Annotated in this window: 13 protein-coding genes; 8 read left to right on the top strand and 5 right to left on the bottom strand. The window is 54.5% G+C overall.

Annotated features, from left to right (window positions below):
• Entirely contained in the window at window positions 1–945 is a 945-nt protein-coding gene (locus AD930_RS04020) for a cation diffusion facilitator family transporter (RefSeq protein ID WP_061505228.1), read from the top strand.
• Window positions 946–1130: 185 nt separating this feature from the next.
• The gene (locus AD930_RS04015) at window positions 1131–2513 is read left to right on the top strand and encodes a chloride channel protein (RefSeq protein WP_061505227.1); all 1383 of its coding nucleotides are present in this window, start codon (window positions 1131–1133) and stop codon (window positions 2511–2513) included.
• 46 nt (window positions 2514–2559) lie between these two features.
• Here AD930_RS04015 and AD930_RS04010 read toward each other — a convergent pair whose 3' ends face one another.
• The 3 genes from AD930_RS04010 to AD930_RS04000 all read right to left on the bottom strand — a co-directional run bounded on the left by AD930_RS04010 (window position 2560) and on the right by AD930_RS04000 (window position 6916).
• Window positions 2560–2769, bottom strand: a complete 210-nt coding sequence (locus AD930_RS04010) for a hypothetical protein (RefSeq protein WP_061505226.1) — start codon at window positions 2767–2769, stop codon at window positions 2560–2562.
• Between the two features lie 217 nt (window positions 2770–2986).
• Window positions 2987–4837: a Hint domain-containing protein gene (locus tag AD930_RS04005; protein WP_061505225.1), complete on the bottom strand. Its 1851-nt coding sequence runs from the start codon at window positions 4835–4837 to the stop codon at window positions 2987–2989.
• 159 nt (window positions 4838–4996) lie between these two features.
• Window positions 4997–6916 carry a Hint domain-containing protein gene (locus AD930_RS04000; protein ID WP_061505224.1) on the bottom strand — a complete coding sequence of 640 codons (1920 nt, stop codon included), beginning with the start codon at window positions 6914–6916 and terminating at the stop codon, window positions 4997–4999.
• A gap of 507 nt (window positions 6917–7423) precedes the next feature.
• On the opposite strand from AD930_RS04000, the gene AD930_RS03995 reads away from it, so the two are divergent.
• From AD930_RS03995 to AD930_RS03985, 3 genes are all read left to right on the top strand, one after another.
• Complete coding sequence (locus AD930_RS03995; protein ID WP_061505223.1) at window positions 7424–8416, top strand: CobW family GTP-binding protein; 993 nt, start codon at window positions 7424–7426, stop codon at window positions 8414–8416.
• The gene (locus AD930_RS03990) at window positions 8413–9465 is read left to right on the top strand and encodes a WD40 repeat domain-containing protein (protein ID WP_061505222.1); all 1053 of its coding nucleotides are present in this window, start codon (window positions 8413–8415) and stop codon (window positions 9463–9465) included. The genes AD930_RS03995 and AD930_RS03990 overlap by 4 nt, the downstream gene beginning before the upstream one ends.
• A 108-nt stretch (window positions 9466–9573) precedes the next feature.
• Window positions 9574–10860, top strand: coding sequence for an NAD(P)/FAD-dependent oxidoreductase (locus AD930_RS03985; protein WP_061505221.1), 1287 nt, complete (start codon window positions 9574–9576; stop codon window positions 10858–10860).
• A 109-nt stretch (window positions 10861–10969) separates the two neighbouring features.
• Here the strand turns inward: AD930_RS03985 and AD930_RS17695 are convergent, their stop codons facing one another.
• Together AD930_RS17695 and AD930_RS18045 are read right to left on the bottom strand one after the other, a co-directional pair.
• Window positions 10970–12520 carry a P-loop ATPase, Sll1717 family gene (locus AD930_RS17695; protein WP_156476848.1) on the bottom strand — a complete coding sequence of 517 codons (1551 nt, stop codon included), beginning with the start codon at window positions 12518–12520 and terminating at the stop codon, window positions 10970–10972.
• A gap of 402 nt (window positions 12521–12922) precedes the next feature.
• Complete coding sequence (locus AD930_RS18045; RefSeq protein WP_167347350.1) at window positions 12923–13099, bottom strand: hypothetical protein; 177 nt, start codon at window positions 13097–13099, stop codon at window positions 12923–12925.
• 235 nt (window positions 13100–13334) lie between these two features.
• On the opposite strand from AD930_RS18045, the gene AD930_RS03975 reads away from it, so the two are divergent.
• The 3 genes from AD930_RS03975 (at window position 13335) to AD930_RS03965 (ending at window position 18125) form a co-directional block, all read left to right on the top strand.
• Window positions 13335–14114 (top strand): MerR family transcriptional regulator, encoded by a 780-nt coding sequence (locus AD930_RS03975; protein WP_061505219.1) that lies wholly within the window; start codon window positions 13335–13337, stop codon window positions 14112–14114.
• Between the two features lie 334 nt (window positions 14115–14448).
• Entirely contained in the window at window positions 14449–15354 is a 906-nt protein-coding gene (locus AD930_RS03970) for a hypothetical protein (protein WP_061505218.1), read from the top strand.
• Between the two features lie 242 nt (window positions 15355–15596).
• Window positions 15597–18125, top strand: coding sequence for a TonB-dependent receptor domain-containing protein (locus AD930_RS03965; RefSeq protein WP_061505217.1), 2529 nt, complete (start codon window positions 15597–15599; stop codon window positions 18123–18125).
• Window positions 18126–18135 lie beyond the last annotated feature (10 nt).

Genomic DNA, 18135 nt, shown 5'->3' with positions numbered 1-18135 from the left:
ATGCGACTTCCCCTCCCCGAAAGTAACAAGAGCATTGCTCTGTGGAGTCTGGCTGTCAGTCTGGTTGCACTGGGGCTGAAATATGCCGCCTACGCCACCAGTGGCAGCGTGGCGCTGTATTCCGATGCGGTGGAGACCATCATCAATGTTGTCTCAGCCTTAGGTGGGCTGTGGGCGCTGAGCGTTGCAGAACGCCCGGCAGACCACAACCACACCTACGGGCATTACAAGGCGGAATATCTCTCCGCCGTGGCGGAAGGCACGCTGGTGCTGGTGACGGCTTTTGTCATCGGGCGCGAGGCCGTGGAAGGCTTCCTGCACCCCCACCCCACCAGCGCGCCTTACGTGGGTATTCTGCTCAACGCAGCAGCCACAGCAGTCAATCTGGTGTGGGGGCTGACACTTGTACAGGTCGGGCGCAGCCGCCGCTCCCCGGCCCTGCAGGCTGGTGGGCAGCATGTGCTGTCCGATGTCTGGACCGGGGTGGGGCTTGTCGTCGGCTTGCTGCTTATTCCGCTGACGGGCTGGATCTGGCTGGATGCCGTGCTGGCCGGGCTGATTGCCCTCAACGTCTTGCGCGTAGGCTGGGAGATGATGCGGGAGTCCATCGCGGGCCTGATGGACGAGGCCCCGGCCCCGGAAACACTGGATGATATCCGCGATATTATCGCCACCAACGGACGTGGCGCGATTGAGGCGCATGACATCCGCACCCGCATTGTCGGCGCGATTACTTTTCTGGAATTCCATCTGGTCGTGCCCGGCAGCATGACGGTGGAGGAAGCGCACGAAATCTGTGACCGGATTGAAGCCGGCCTGCGCACCAAAATGGGTGACACACTGGTGCACATCCATGTGGAGCCGGACAACATGGCCAAGCATGAAGGCATTGTGTTCTGGCCCCGCCCGGCAACCGAGTCCGCCGCGCCGGGAAAATCTGTGTAACGCGTTTTCAGTTTTACGATAGGTTTTGGCCGCCGCATGGGCGTTCAGCGTCCCGCTTTGCGCATATTACTCGGGGCTGACATGCATTTTATTAATACAGAGCGCGTATAAAACCAGACAACACTTTCCTCGTTGTAAAGACGTGTTAGAAGGCCTTACGTCTTCTCAGCCAATCAGGATTATCCATGTCTGCCAGCGTGCCCGTCACGTCCGCTCAGCTTCGCCATTTACGGGACCAGGCGAAGGCCGGCACGGTTAACTGGCGGCGCAAGCTGATCTACTGGTCCGGTGCGATCATGGTGGGCGTGGTGGCCGTCACCTTCGCCTTTCTGGCGGACAAGGCGGCGGGGCTGCGCAACCAGATCATCGCCATCAGCCCCTGGCTCATGCTGATTGTCACCCCCGGCGGCCTGGCGCTCTCCACCTGGCTGACGCGCACATGGTTCCGGGGCGCGCAGGGCAGCGGCATTCCACAGGCCATTGCCTGCATGCATCTCAATGATTCCCGCATTGTTGACAGAGTTCTGGCGCTGAGAATCGCGCTGGCCAAAATTTTCCTGACCTGCCTCGGGCTGCTCTCCGGCGGGTCTATCGGGCGAGAAGGCCCCACCGTGCAGGTTGGTGCGTCCATCATGCACACCGTCGGGCGCTTTATCGGGGTGCATGACCCCATCAAACAGCGCGCGCTGATTAAAGCAGGCGGTGCTGCCGGGGTGGCCGCCGCGTTTAACACCCCGCTGGCGGGTATTGTGTTCGGCATTGAAGAACTGGCGCATTCCTACGAGCAACGCACCAGCGGCACCATGCTCACCTGTGTGGTGATTGCCGGTGTCACGGCCATCGCCATGGTGGGGAACTACACCTACTTCGGCCATACCAATTCCGTGGTGCCGGTGGGTGTTAGCTGGCTGGCGGTGCTGATTTGTGGCGTGCTGGGCGGGCTGAGTGGCGGGTCTTTTTCCGCCCTGCTCATTCGTATCTCTCGCGGCATTCCGGGCCGCATGGGCCAGTTTATCGCCCGGCGACCTATTTCATTTTCCGCACTTTGCGGGCTGGTTCTGGCCATTATCGGCCTGCTGTCCGGCGGCATGACCTACGGCACCGGCTATGTGCAGGCGCGCGATATCATCATGGGCTCCGGGGATTATCCGGCCTCTTTCTTCGTGCTGAAATTTCTGGCCACCATCGTGTCCTACTGTTCCGGCATTCCGGGCGGCCTGTTTGCCCCGTCTTTGTCCGTTGGCGCTGGCATGGGCGGCTGGGTGGCGCAGTATCTGCCGCACACATCCCCCGGTGCGGTGGTGCTGCTGGGCACTGTGGCCTACTTTGCCGCTGTGACGCAGGCTCCCCTGACCGCGACCGTCATTGTCATGGAAATGTGTGACAACCAGCAGATCACCCTTGCCCTGCTGGCCAGCGCCTTTCTGGCATTTGGTGTCTCCCGCGCCCTGTGCAGCCACGCCCTGTATGGCGCGCTGGCAGTCCGCTTCCTGCGCACTGCAGATCCGCGCCCCAATTCGTCCTCATCACCCGCCCCGGCAACCGACACCATGGGCCGCAAACAGTAAGCAGCGCGGCCAACGGCGGAACGACGACTGAGCGGAACCCACCGGCTTACCGCGCCAACAGGAAGCGTCCGCCCACAACCGAGGTGGCAATCAGACCCACCAGCATTTCCTGCGCCATCAGGGAGAGATGCGGCACTCCCAATCCGTACAGAAGCTGCAGGGCAGCAAAAAAGAGGACGCCAATACAAGCGCCCATTTTCAGGATGGTATAAGCGCCCAGCTTCAGGGGATTTTTGCCGGGTGGCACGTTACGCATGGTTAGTCCTTCTGCCCTCTCTACGGGAAGGAAAACAGAGACGACCAGCATGACTCTGCGCCCTGCACCGCCTGCCTTCCCAAGACAAAGACAGGCTATCAAACAGCAGTGCCACAACGCAATAAGAGGGCACACACACGTGCGCCCTCTTATGACAACTCCATCAGGCATCAGCAGTCCGGCACATTAGCACCGGACCGCTGAGAAAAGACGCTTTTCAGGAGACTGCGCGAACCTGCGCAGCAGCCTGCTCGAGGCGATACGGCCCACCGGCCAGCACCTCAACCATGAGCATCCCAAAGCCTCCGGGCTTCCGCGCACCCAGAGACAACGCGGCATCGCCATTGGTCCAGCGCCCTGCCTGCCCGGCTTCCGCCGCGTGCCAGCCAGTTGCTGCCAGCGTACCCGTTACGGGTTCGAGGTCCCGGGCTTTCCCCGTGCCTTCCTGCAGCATCATCTGCCCAACCAGAACGCCCAGCATGCGCCGGTCATCCACAAACGGGCCAATCGTATCAACCGGACGGCTGGCGCGAGAGACCAGACGCACAGCCTGCACATGCGGCGGCACGATAAAGATGCTCTGCCCGTTATGGCTGCGTGCCTTGTTGATGATGGCACCGCTTTCCGTCACCAGATGCAGGTCCGGCTCTGTCGTCAGCGTTGCAGCATCCACAGGGCGAAGGGCCTCAGCTTCTGCCGTCCGCAGCGTTTCCGCGCGCTGAGCAAGGCGCTGATGCAGCGGCTCCACAGCGTCACGCGCCGTCATCAGCGGGGCCGCAGCATCGTCCGCCCAGCACCGTGCCAGACCGGGAATACGCACCACAGTGCCCGCCTGCTGGAAAGCCCGGCGATTACCTGTATCCAGATAGCTTTCCGTCAGCGCCCCATCCGCCATAATCACCGCATGCTGGGCTGTTTCCACATGGTAGTACGTGTAGGCGCGGATTGTCTGGTCGTACGCAATGGTCTCGCCATTCACCAGCATACGCGCAGGCACAAACTGACCATCCAGATACAGGCAATGTTCCGGGGTGATCAGCAGATCCTTGCTGGGCACGCCGTCTGCCAGAGCATTTTGACGCACACGCACCGGCCAGCCGGCCTCATCCAGCGGCAAACCGGGGCGCACGTCTGCCCGACGGGAGCCAACCCACACAACCGGCTGCGCAACAGGCTTGCCGTTCTCAAACGTCAGCACGGTATCGCCAATCTGCACATCTTCAACCGCAACTTCGCCCTCAGGGGTGCGCAGCAGAGTGCCGGGCAGGAAGCAGACTGACCCCACAGCTTCAATGCTCAGGGAGGCACCATCGCTGGACACGGTCAGCGGGCCAACACCGGTGGCAGAATAGTTACCGGCCGTAAAATGCTGCCCGGAAACGTTCACAGACGCAATGGCATCTCCGCTTGCGTCGTAAACTGTGAGGGACTGAGAGCCGAGGGAGTTTGCAATGGAATAAGTGGCTGGCGTAGCTGAAAGATTTTCAAAGGAGATAAAATCTCTGGCAGCATCAAAGCCCGTGATGGTTGTGGAGGAAAGATCCAGCAGCGTTCCACCAGCATTGGCGATAAACTTGCCGCCGCCCTTACCAAAATTGATGGTAGAGCCGTTCAAAAGCCCGATCAGCCCACTACCGTTACTGAACGTGCCGCCATTGGTCATGTTGATCGTGGACCCAGACAGTGCTCCGACGACGACATTACTACCCAGCGTAGCCTTACCGCCATCCACATTCACAGTCATCCCGCTGAGAGCGGAGACACCTGTATTAATGGTCGCCGTGCCGCCCACATAAATTGTCGCACCACTCAGCGCGGAAATAAGCGTAGTGACTGTTCCGGTGATCCCCGGCGGAATAACAAACGGGCCCCCACCAATCCCCAGAATGGAAGCGATGGAAAGCGTGCCGCCATTCTGCGTGAGAACATGGCCGGCGTTGACATTCCCCAGATTAGTTACCGCTCCATCAGGGTCTGTAATCTTAACGGCATAGGACGCAAGCACTCCCAAAATTTTATTGGGAGTGAGCGAGTAGACGACGCCTGCGTCATTTACATAGTCGGCCATGTCTTAATATTTCCTTAATAAGAACAATACTCTGAACCGACTCTGTTATTTAAATAAAAACCTTTAAATACTAGTTAACATCCTTGGTGCGGGCACAAAAAAAGGCCCGGCTGTATCACCGGGCCTTTTCTGCTGTCTCAATGGAGCCAGACGATGCGTTTAGAAGCTCACAACACTGTCTGCCTCCGTGGTATCCGGTACAAGATAAGGGCCAGCACCCAGGATCTGGACACTCAACATCCCAAAGCTTTCCGATGCGCGCGACGGCAAGGGCAGATACGCATCGCCCATGGTCCAGCGACCAGGACCCTCTTCCGCTTCCGCCCAGCCAGAAAGATCGGCCTCGGTTTGATGCGCCGTAACAGGTAAGCCTGCTCCTGCAACCTGCAACACCATCTCCCCAACACACACACCAAGGGCGCGGCGGTCATCCACAAAAGGCCCCTGCACATCACACGGGCGACTGGTGCGAGAGACAAGCCTGACCGCCTGCACCTGCCCCGGCACCATGAACAGGGCTTTCCCGCGCACTGTCCGCATGCACCGCAACGTGCGTCCTTCGTCCGTTACAAGATAAAGGTCCGGGTCTTCCGTCAGCGCCGGGGCAGCCGTTACTGCCGGCACACCCATAGCGTCCGCGCGCGCCAGAATCTGGTGGAAAATCGGCTCAACACGCTCCCGTGCTACCATGAGCGGCGCAGCGGCATCTTCCGCCCAACTCCGCGCCTGACCAGCACTAATCCGCGATACCGTTCCATGCGGCAGGAAGCTACTGCGGTTGCCGGTATCCAGATAGCTTTCTGTCAGCACGTTGTTAGCCATAATCACAGAATGCTGCGCCGTCTCGATATGGTAGTAGTCATATGAGGTCACACTGCGGTCAAACACAATGGAGTGGCCATTCACCAGCATACGTGCCGGAATAAAACCGCCTTCAAAATACAGGCAATGTTCCGGTGTTACCAGCAGGTCACGGTCCGGCGCGCCGGCGCTGATGGAATCTTTCAGCAGGCGGACGGGATAACCGGCCTCGTCATCCGGCAGACCAACCCGCACATGAGCAGTTGTTTTTCCGGCCCATACAATCTGGCGTTCAATAAACTGGCCGTTTTCAAAAACGCAGACAGTCTCACCAACGCTCAGATCCTCCACAGCACGCTCCCCTTCCGGAGTGCGGATCATGGAGCCGGCAAGGAAACAGGCACCGATATAAGTATTGCCGTTATTATAGGTAATTTGCAGCGGGTTGAGCGATGTGTCCTGGCTGCCAATGCTATTATAGGTGCCATCCGGCAACGAAGCATCTGAGGCCGGGGTGACTGCATATTCTGCAACAACCGTCTTGTTATCGGTTCCCCCATACAGGGTCACCACTTTTTGGGATCCATTTGAGCTAATGTTGTAGCTGCTGATCATATCAACAGTATTCTGGAGTTCAATCGTATCGCTTACGGGATTATAGTTATTGAACGTTACCCCCTGCACACCATTACTGGCCAGCAGGCTGAGCACCTGATTATCCGCGTTCAGAACCAGCGTGCCACCCCCAGTCTGAAAGTTCACTGTGGACCCGCTGAGGATATTGATCAGCCCGACAGAGCCAGAATAGGTGCCGCCATAACCAATATTAATGGTCGACCCAGTCAAAAGTCCTGCAACGAGATTACCGGAGAACTGCGCCGTGCCGCCGTAAATATTGATCGTGTTTCCAGAAATAGCATTAACAAGAATGTTAATATTTGTATCGCCACCAATATAATAGGTATTCCCGCTGGCAGCATTAGCAACAATGGTAATACCCCCCGTACTGCCGGGCATAGTGACGTAAGTGGCCCCCACCAGATTCAGCAGGGTGCTGATGCCAGTGCTACCGGTAACAACATTGCCCGTGGGCGCAACGCTAAGCGTTGCGATTTGGATACCTGCCGTCAGACCATCAAGGGTTTGGACTGTCGAACCATCACTTCCTTTAATGGTGACGTCATAGACAACTGTCCCCAGAAGAGGAGGAATCCCGATATTGGTAGACGTTGCAGAATAGATGAGGCCTGACGCTGTCGTCCCACTATAGTTAGCCATAGTTGACCTCCGGATGCTTATTCAAACACAACAAAAAATTGCCTCATTCACGGGTCGAACAAGGCTGCGCTCTTATCTTTCAAAACTGCTGAACAAATCAGGACTGTTTTGATACTCTTTTCATAACATCACTCGCGCCCAATTAATGTTATGAATTTTTATCCACTTTTTTCACCTATTTGTGAGAGTCTCATTTTTTGTGTTATATCAATGATATGGAGGGGCATATAGGTGATATTCATTTATAAAATAAGACCTTACAACAATCTAAAAATCGATTCGGACTGAAACGGTGCCGATTCCTGGTGATACGAATCACAAGATCCGATCTTTTTTCCGTTCATAAAATGGTAAGAAAAAAGCATTTCATACGGTTTCTTAATGCAAGCTTTCTCGCCATCTTCCCACACCCTCTAAACAGCCGTTCTCAGCACCCTCTCTGGCCCTCTGCGCTCTGGCCCCTTATATGAAGAGGCACGAATGTAATTTTAACGGAGGCCTGTCTTCATGTCTGATGCGTCCCTTACTTCCGAGCCTGCGGATACGCTGGTACCTGTTACGGTGCTGACGGGCTTTCTGGGTGCCGGAAAAACCACGCTGCTCAACCACATTCTGACGGCGGAACATGGCCGCAAATATGCTGTGGTGATTAACGAATTCGGTGAACTGGGCGTGGATAACGACCTTGTTGTCGATGCGGATGAAGAAGTGTTCGAAATGAACAACGGCTGCATCTGCTGCACCGTGCGCGGGGATCTGATCCGCATTCTCGGCAGCCTGATGAAGCGCCGGAACAAGTTCGACGGCATTATTATTGAAACCACCGGTCTGGCAGACCCGGCTCCGGTCGCGCAGACCTTTTTTGCGGATGAAGACGTCCGCGCCAAAACCCGACTGGATGCCGTGGTGACGGTGGTGGATGCGCTGAACTTTCTGCAAACGCTGACGGAAAGCCCGGAAGCCCACCAGCAGATCGCCTTTGCGGATGTCATCATCCTCAACAAAACCGATCTGGTGGATGAGGCACAGCTTAAGGCCGTGGAAGACGCCATCCGCAAGATCAACGCCTTCGCACCCATCCACAAAGCCCAGAAGGGCAATGTGAAGCTGACGGATGTGATGGATGTTGGCGGGTTTGACCTCCAGCGCACACTCTCCACCACGCCGGACTTTCTGGAAAACACGCACCACCATCATGAGGAAGACGTGAACAGCATCTCCCTCTCCCTCAAAACGCCGCTGGATGCAGGTCGCTTCCAGATGTGGATTGGCGCGCTGCTGCAGGAAAAAGGGGCTGACATCCTCCGCACCAAAGGCATCCTGAATTTTGAAGGCCAGTCCGACCGTTTTGCGTTTCAGGCCGTGCACATGATGGCGGATGGCAATGACATCGGCCCGTGGAAAGAGGGCGAAGAGCGGGAATCCCGCCTTGTCTTTATTGGTCGCAACCTCAACCGGCCCCAGCTTCGGCGCGGGTTTGAAAGCTGCGCTGTCGCATGAGCACTCCTACCGAACTCCGCGGCCTGATTGAAAAGCGTGGGGCATCCCGCACGGTTGAAGGCCATATCACCGCCTGTGCCGCCTCCCGCGATAACATGCGTTTTGCCTTCACCACGGCAGAAGGCGACGTGATTGTCGCCCATCGGTCTGATCTGGCGGAACCTGCCAGCTGGGCCACCTACGCCGTGCATGATGGCGCAGCCCTTGCTCTGGCCCCGGATACAGACCCCGGCGGTTTTCTGACCGGCGGTGACGATGGCCGCCTGTGCCGTCTGGACATGCACGGGGAAATTGAGGAACTGGGCAAAACCCGTCGCTGGGTAGAGCATGTCGTAAGTCATGTGGACGCCAAGACCGCCTATATCGCCAGCGCCTCCGGCAAGCAGGTGGAACTGCGCGATGGCCGGGGTGAGACCGTGCTGAAAACGCTGGAGCACCCCTCCTCCGTGACCGGCATTGTGTTTGACGCCAAGGGCAAGCGGATTGCGGCGTCTCATTATAACGGGGCCTCCGTGTGGTACACGCAGCCTAAAAGTGAGAGCGTGCGCTCGCTTGAATGGAAGGGCAGCCATACCGGCATTGCAATCCATCCGGCTGGCGAGGCGCTGATTACCTCCATGCAGGATAACGACCTGCACGGCTGGCGGCTGTCTGACGGGCACAATATCCGCATGAGCGGCTACCCCACCAAAGTGAAGTCCATGTCCTTCTCCCGCACGGGGAAATGGCTGGCGACCAGTGGTGCGGATGTTGTGGTGCTGTGGCCGTTTTTTGGGGGCGGCCCGATGGGCAAACCGCCTGCGGAACTGCCGGGAATGGGCGGTGCGCTCTGCACCCGCGTGGCGTACAACCCCGAGCAGGAAATTCTGGCGGCTGGATTTGCGGATGGGTCTGTCATTATGATCGAACCGGAATCGCAACGGGTTCTGCCCGTCTGCCTGAACGGGGGGAGCGCCATCAGCGCGCTGTCCTACAGTTCGGATGGATGCCTGCTGGGATTTGGCACAGAAGACGGGCTGATTGGCCTTGTGGACCTTTCCGCAGGTTAAGCAGGCACCCGCCTGCATGAGAGACAATTGCGTGACCTCAAGAGGCAGTGTGTTGCGCAGTTCTGTTCCGCCGCCGATACTTGCGGAACACGAAAGGATAGTGACGTTATGAGTGATCGGTTTCGGTTGGTTATTGTAGGGGGCGGCATTGCCGGCCTGGCACTCGCCACACGGTTGGGAAACAGCATGGGCCGCTCTGGCAAGCTGGATATCACCCTGGTGGATAAAGGGTTCAGCCATGTCTGGAAGCCTATGCTCCACTGCTTTGCCGCTGGCACCGCGCGCAATGAGAATGACCGCATTACCTTTGTCTCCCATGCCGCAGGCCATGGCTTCCGCTTCTGCTATGGGGAAATCTCCCATCTGGACCGCGCCGCCCGCAGGCTGACCCTCGCCCCGCTGAGAGAGCAGGATGAGGATGAAGTCATTCTGGAAGAACGGCATGTGGATTATGACGCCCTGATTTTTGCCATTGGCAGCCGCGCCAACGATTTTGGCACGCCGGGCGTGAAGGACCACTGCATTTTTCTGGATAATGTGGTGGAAGCCAACAACTTTAATGAACGCTTCCGCCATGCCGTTCTGCAGGCTTACGGGCGTGGCACACCGCTGGATATCGCCATTGTGGGCGGTGGGGCGACTGGCGTGCAGTTGGCCGCAGAGCTGCACAAGGCGCTGGATATCGGCTCCCTCTACAACTTTACGCCCACCACACCGGAAATGCGCATCACCCTGCTGGAAGCCGGGCCGCGCATCCTGCCGTCCTTCCCTGAAAAAGTGTCCGAGGAAGCCCGGCAGCAGCTTGAAGCCCTCAAGATTTCCGTCCGCACCGGTGCCATGGTCAGCGGCGTGGATGAGAAAGGCTTTATCCTTAAAGACGGCTCCCGCGTGGATGCTCAGTTCCGCGTCTGGGCGGCGGGCGTAAAAGCCCCGGATGTCACGCGGGAAATGGATGGTCTGGAATGTTCCCGTGGCGGACAGCTGGTGGTCAAACCCAACCTGCAAACCACACTGGATGACCGGATTTTTGCAGTTGGTGACTGCTCCTTTATTGCGGAAAGCCCGCTGCCCCCCACCGCGCAGGTGGCGCGGCAGGAAGCGCACCATCTGGCAAAATATCTGCCGCAATGGATTGTGAACCAGACGCCGGTGCCTCCTTTCAAGTTCAACAACAAAGGCGCGATTGTTGCCCTCGGCAATTACAATGGCTGGGGCGCGTTTGCGGATGGCAAAACGTTTGGCGGCGGTGCGCTGCATGGGCTGAGCGCCCGACTGGGCCACACTGCCCTGTATCGCCAGCATCAGTTTGAACTCTACGGTGTCCCGCGCGGCACCATTGCCTGCCTGACCGACTGGCTGGACCGCTTCGTCCGCCCGTCTGTGCGGATGGATTAACACCAAACTCAGTTTTTAACCGACTCGATTTTTAAGAAACAAAGAAATAGCGCTGGAATTTTAAAGCGCTATTTCTCCAATTAAATTATAAAGTGAGCAAGAATTTAATTCATTTTTTTCTTATACGCTTAGATTCTCGAGCTTTTACTTTAACAGCCAAACCTATAGATGCTTCTATATCATCACTAATATTTGTCATATAATCTCTATATACAGTATTTAATTCCCACATTAATTTTTGCAAATCATTCCAGCGAGATTTCGATACAAGAGTCAAATCTTGCATTGGATCAAGATGTCTAAAGCCATTTTTTGTTCTACTATCTGACGCACGAGCGCTTAGTACTCCACTAATATAAAGAAAACTCCAAATTTGGAATGCTGCCACATCGTTATGCTTTAACGGTATCCCATATAAAGTAATACCAAACCGCGTAAGCAAGGTTAAGCAGTGTTGAAAAGCATGTTCCGATGTCATGGAATAACCGGAATCATTGAAAGCATTTCGCGTAAAGGTACGAAGTATTTCCACAGCCGTAGGGCACTCACCCGAAGTCTCAACTGCAAATTGTTCTACGATCTTTTTAGAAAATCCTGGCATTTCGTCTCTGAAATGTTTTTCTGTAATTTTCGGCGCTTTTGCTTGAATTGCCCGTTTAGCAAGAGCATTTATTAACTGAATTGTATCTCGCGGTCTCCCTCTAGAACGAACCGACAACAGATGTTTCCATGATCGAGCTTCATTACTACCCGGTGCCCGTGCAGCACTACCTTCGAAAAATGGATTATACGGATCCCCCGCGATTGCCAAACGCCCAGCCGCCAGTTGCAAACGGCGTAAAATAATTTCTTCTACGTGCTCATTCCCTCCAGGCATCTCCACTACGAGTGAAGAAAAATGATCCGTTTGATCTCTTTGTCCCGCTTGATCACGCTTTAAGCGCTCCCACACTTCTGTACGTAAACTTATCACTGCTTTTATTTGTGGTATTTTTTCTGCCAACAATCGAACAGCAAGTAATAGAGACCAGATTCTATTCAAGTGTCCGGGTTTATCGGGATTTGAAACTTGATCTGTATCATCGATAAAAATATGAACTGTTTCACCTTGAAGTGCACGTTCAACAGCTCCGCCTATTTCTGATCGTGTTGCGCTTGTTAAGTGTGGAAACGAACTATTAAGATCAATTTTAGTAGGTCCCTTCGCTATAGATGAAAAAAATTTTCCTACACGCCCCCATATATCCGGAGATCTCACCCCTGCTTCAACAGCGGCGGAATACATAGTATAAAAATCAGAATCAAACCAACCAATAGATTTTTCGGATAATTTCTTACATATAGACAAAATTAACGCATCTAAAAAAATTTTATTCATTTCACCCGTAGATGAATCGTCAGTAATTATAGATGTATCTATATCAGTTGGAGATAATTTTATAACGGGTATACCATGCCTTTCAATAACAGTTTCTGAAAAATCAATAACTGCAGTTTTCCCACTTCCTTTTCTTCCTATTAACAAATGGGGGCTACCACGAGGAGGTTCAATGACCTCATCAAATTCATCAATATATATAAATGCTTCTTCTAAAATAGCGCGCTCTCCTTCTGCTGTTCCAGTAGGGAACCATTTTTTAAGTTCACGCAACGCTTTCATTTTCACTACCTCCGCATAGAAATTACTTATTTAAAACGCAATATTTACATTTCTTTATAAGAGAACCGCAAATCCATCACAAACATCAACAACATAAAATACCAGTGAGCGTTATTCACGTGATATATCCTTTCTCCGTGACGCAAACGTCCCCTGTGGTCCATCACCACAGGGGACGTTTGTGTTTTCAGGCCTCTCTGGCACAAACCCCGTTGGCAGGCGGTTTCTGACCAGATGATCCTATATTGGCTCCCGCTTCCGGGCAGCCCTCTCTCTGGGCCAACAGGGCCGGGCCTGCCTTAGGCAGCGCCCAAACCGTGTCCCCCATTCCCTCCGGCCTGCAGCACCTGAAGGGGTCTGAAAATGCCTGCTCAGGATAACCGGGCAGACAAACCAGAGACCTTACAGATAGCGGGCTGTGCCGTTATTCAGCTGGTCGATAAAGGAGTCACACGTCATTTCCACGACTTCCCCTTTGGTATTTTTCAGACGCACCTTGCAGTCACCATCATTCATCGTGCCCAGCATTTCATAACGGGTGCCGGCAATTTCAACGCTTTTGTTTGTTTTAGCAGTCATGGTCTTTCCTTTCAGATCAACGGACGGTTTCTGAATGCCCATCCGGCTCTGTTGAAAACAGTGTCTGCCTTACGGCTGATCTGGCCCTTGATCTGAATCAAACTCTCGTCCCTGCTGCCGCTTAACGGCAATGCGCACGCCACATGCAAAAAAGTACAGATCCAGTCTATTTTCTGCTTGCTCCTGACACTGTGTCAGCATGGCTTATGGAATGCAGGGTCTTAAAGGAGCAGACATGGGACAGTTTTTAGCAATCGGGGACGTCGCAAAGGCATGCGGCGTATCTGTGCGCAGCCTGCGTCATCTGGAAACACATGGACTCATCCAGCCAGCCCGGACAGAGGCAGGGCGGCGTGTTTACGGAGAGAAGCATGTGCATCAACTTTCCAGAATTCTGCTACTGAAACGCGCCGGATACACGCTGAGTGACATCGCCCGGATTATTCACAGTCCGGTGCTAGACCCACAAACGCTGCTTGATGTCCAGATTACCTGCCTCACCCAACAAAAGACCGCCATCACACGCCTGCTGTCCGGTCTGAAAGAAGCACGTGCCCTGCTGGGAGAGCAGAAGGCTCTGGATGTTGAGGGGCTTTGCACCCTTATCCGTGAAGGACAATATCTGATGACACAAAAAGCCATGCAACCCGTTCTGGACCAGTATTTCACGCAGGCTGACCAGAAACGATGGGAAGACACCGCCAAAACCCTTTTCTCACCTGAAAAACAAACAGACTATCAGAAACAATGGGAAAGTCTGATCAGACGTATTGAAACAGAGATAGACGCAGGCCTGCCAGCAACAGCTCCGGCGGCTCAGGCTCTGGCTCAGGAATGGCTGAAGTTGCAAACACCCATGGTCGAAGCCCTCGGCCCGGAGCAATGGAGCCGTGCGGCTAAAATGTATTCTGAAATGGACAAGTGGAAAACAGAAGACCACACCACACCCTTCAGCAAGGAAGTCTATGTGTTCATCTCTCAGGCGGCTCAGGCTTTAAAAAACCCTGAAGGCTGACAGTTTAAGCCACCCCTGCGGACGACGACGATGCCCTTGTAAACTGGCCCGGTGCCTGCCGGAGCCGTTTTTCAAGACAGGCTGGGCACAGGCACCGCGGCGCGGCGTCCGCAGGCAGAGGGACATCATGGGGCCTTTGCATACACCAGCATTGGGCATCTGCCGTGCAAGGGAACTCCGTTCCGCACTCTTCGCATTTCATGCGCAGCTTTGCTCCCCGTCCCGCGTTATCTTTTCGCAAGATACCATAATGCGCCTCCGCACGCTGCACAGTCGCTCTTTTGCCGCTATGCTACCACTCAAGACTTTGCCACGTTAGAAAGGACCAAGAGGGATGAAGCGGATTACTACAGGGCTACTGGCCTTCAGCCTGCTCGGCCTGCCAGCCACCACGGCAGGTGCCGCCACCGCTCCCCTTGCCACATCTGCTGCGCCTTCCGCCACGCCTGCGCAAACCTCATCGCCTTCACCATCGGCCACAAGCGCAAGCACAGCAGCCCACCCAGCCGAGCGCACGCCGGACACAGCCATCTCTGCTGCGCCAATACCGCAGCCCGCGGCGGACAATTACCGCCTGTCCGGCACGCTTGGCCCGTATCCTATCGGGGCGACACTCTCCGTTCGGCCCGATCAGACAGTGGCAAACGCGCATTATTTCTACGTAAAAAATCTGGTCGATATTCCCTTGTCCGCTCAAAAATCAGGCGAGCAGATTGTACTGAGCGAACCCGGTGGCGGCCGCTTCACCCTGCATTTTGAAACAAGCGACAAAAAAGCACCTGCCCCGCTCACCTTCCAGACCTCAACAGCACTGGCCGGAACATGGGCTGACGGCACAAAAACCTATCCCGTAAAACTAAATTTTGAGTCCATTGATAACGTCACCCCCAACGCGCTGTATGAGGGCGTCACAGACGCGCCCCCTGCGGTTTTCGAAGCCGTGGTGCAGCGCTTCCTGCGCAACGTGCTGAGCGGCAACAAAGCAGAAACAGCAAAACTGATCTCCTGGCCTTTGAGAGTGAATGCAGAACACTCCTTCACCCTCAAAACGCCCGCAGCATTGTCCGCCTCCTGGTCACGGGTTTTCACGCCCTGCGTCCTCAACAGGCTACGAGACGCTATTCCGCACGAGATGTTTGTGCATAACGGGCAGGCCATGGTTGCCAATGGCACCGTCTGGTTCGACGCTCACGGGGCAAGCGCGATAAACAGCAACCCCTGCCAGCTTCCCAAAAAATGACCAAAAGCCTGCCTCATAGGCAGGGTTCATATGCGAGATAATACCTCTCCATACAGAGCAGTGCCGTCCCTTACCCCTTAACCTAGGGTTATCAGACCTGTTCATTATCGGTTGTTGACAATCTTAGTTGCGAATCAGCAACATGTTAGCGCAGGATCGTGGGCTAAATCGGTGCTCCAGAGAAAGCCGTATCCAACGCGCACTGATCTCAACAGGAACATACCAGGGAGCAGGGGTTCACTATGAGCGAGCGTAACAAAGCTGTAAAAGAACGATATAGTAAGTCACTTTTGCTCTTTGGCACTGCGCTCGCAGGCCTTCTTTTTGATACAAGCGCTGGCGCAGCCTCTCCGTCCGCAACAGGCACAAGCACCAAAAAGCGCTCATCCCATGCCGTTGCGGCGCACACAACGTCTTCTTCTGTTTCGGCACGAAAAGACCATACGTCGCCACGTAAAAAGCGCAGCACAGGCCCCCTGCTCAGCAAAGATAGTGAAGAAGTCAATGTCAGCACGCGCCGCGTTGCAAGTCATGGCGCTGAAGTCACTGTAAGCCGTAAGGTCATGGACCGATTTGTTGAGGGCAGTAACCCGATGCAGATCCTTGCTCAGACCACCCCGGGCGCAAACTTTGCCTCAACAGACGCCTTTGGCCTTGATACCTATGGGAACACTTTCTACGTTCGCGGCTTCACGCAAATGCAAATTGGCGCAACGCTTGATGGCATCCCCATGGGTACGCAGGGTTTTGCCAACTATAATGGTGTTTCCATTACGCAGGCCATGATTCAGGATGACATTGCCAGCATGTCCATGTCTCAGGGTGCTGGCGCGCTGGACTCCTTTTCCGCCCAGAATCTTGGCGGGGCCATGACCTATGTCACGTCCGACCCCAAAGATAAGGCAGGCGGCAAAATCAGCCAGACATTTGGCAGCTACAACGCTTTCCGCACCTATGGCCGCGTTGATAGTGGCATCCTGAATTCCACCGGCACAAAATTCTATGCATCGTTCGCACGCACCAAAACAGATATGTGGAAAGGTCAGGGCTACCAAAGCGAATTGCAGGCCGATGCCAAACTGGTACAGCCCCTTGGCGACCGCGGCAAAATTTCAGCATTTTTCGGTTATGGTAATTTTGCACAGGGCAATTACCTGGCAATGACCAAAAACATGTGGGAAAAGATGGGTCGCAATTCAACCTATCTCAAACCCGACTACGAAAAAGCAAAACAGTGGGCCTATTACGCCCAATATACGTCTGATGTCCCCCCGGGTTATGAAGGCGTGCTCTCCAACGATGAAATTGGCAACTATGCGTGGGATGCCTCCCAGTTGCAGAGAACCTATGTCTCCTCTGTCAACATGCACTATGACCTGTTTAAAAATGTTCAGTCTGATACAGTCGCTTATGGCAACGTGAACAGCGGCCTGTATGGGGGCACAAACAACTTCATTACCTCTCCAAGTTATGGCGTCCCGAGCCTGAATGCGGATGGCAGTGTGTCAGGCGTTCCTATGGCGCTCTCCATGGCGCATGCAGCCATGCGTCGTCTGGGCTTTACGCAGAAATTCACCATTGAAGCCCCCCACCACAACAAAATTGAAACCGGCCTTTGGTATGAAAACAACCAGTGGGTTTATAATCAGAGACTTTATGAAGACGGCCTGACATCAGGACACAACTGGCTTTCTGATTTCAAGGACGGCACGGGCCATACCTGGTTTGAAAACACATTTAACACCAACACCTTCCAGTTCTTTCTGCAGGACCGCTGGACCATTACCCCTGGCATGACCCTTCTTGCCGGCTTTAAATCCCTGACCCAGACAACCCATGGCGGCACAAAAGGCGATTATACGCAGCAACTGGCGGATGAAGGCTGGAACACATACTACCGGCACGCTGTTAACGGCTCCCTCACGGCCTCTGCTGCGTTTCTGCCGCATTTCAATTTTGATTACCACTTCCTCAGTCATCATGAATTTTACTGGGATATTGCAGAAAACATGCGTGCGTATGACTATTACTCCCAGATTGGCAGCAATACAGCCTGGGGTGGTCTGGGGAATGCCAGCCGGCCCGCGCAGACAGTGTTTGATGAAAGCAAGAAAGTGCTCCGCCCCGAGCGCACATGGAACTACGTTGTGGGGTATCGTTATGACTCCCGCTTTTTCTCAGGCTCTGCGGATTTTTACCATACGGATTATTACAACCGCCTTGCATCCATCAGTGAGGGCAGTGCCAATAACGCGAACAATGCCTACCTGAACGTCGGCCGGGAAACCATGAATGGTGCAGACGTTATGGGCACCATTCGACCGATAGAAGGGCTTGAAATTACCAACAGCTTTAGCTGGAACGATGCAGAATATCAGAGTCGTTCCATCAATTACGGCGGCCAGACCTACAACATCAAAGGAAAGCATCAGGTTTATTACCCGAAGTTCATGTATAAAGCGAACCTGAACTACACCTACAAACGGGCCATGTTTAACTTTAACGTAAACTATATCAGCTCCCGCGCGATGACCTATATGAACGATGAGAAAATTCCCGCCTACTGGGTCGCCAATATGAACCTTGCGTATAATTTTGGAAAAATTGGTTTCACAGAGAACCTAAAAGCCACTTTTGGCATTACCAACCTGTTCAATAACAACTATATTGGCGGCGTTTACGGTGCGGCCTCTGTTAAAGGGGATGATAACGCCAACCTGTTTGTTGCGGCTCCGCGGCAGTTCTTTGGCACAGTCTCGGCCGAGTTCTGACGCCAGCTGC

The sequence above is a fragment of the Acetobacter malorum genome (assembly GCF_001580615.1).
Taxonomy (GTDB): Bacteria; Pseudomonadota; Alphaproteobacteria; order Acetobacterales; family Acetobacteraceae; genus Acetobacter; species Acetobacter malorum.
This window is presented reverse-complemented; position numbering and strand designations above follow the sequence as displayed.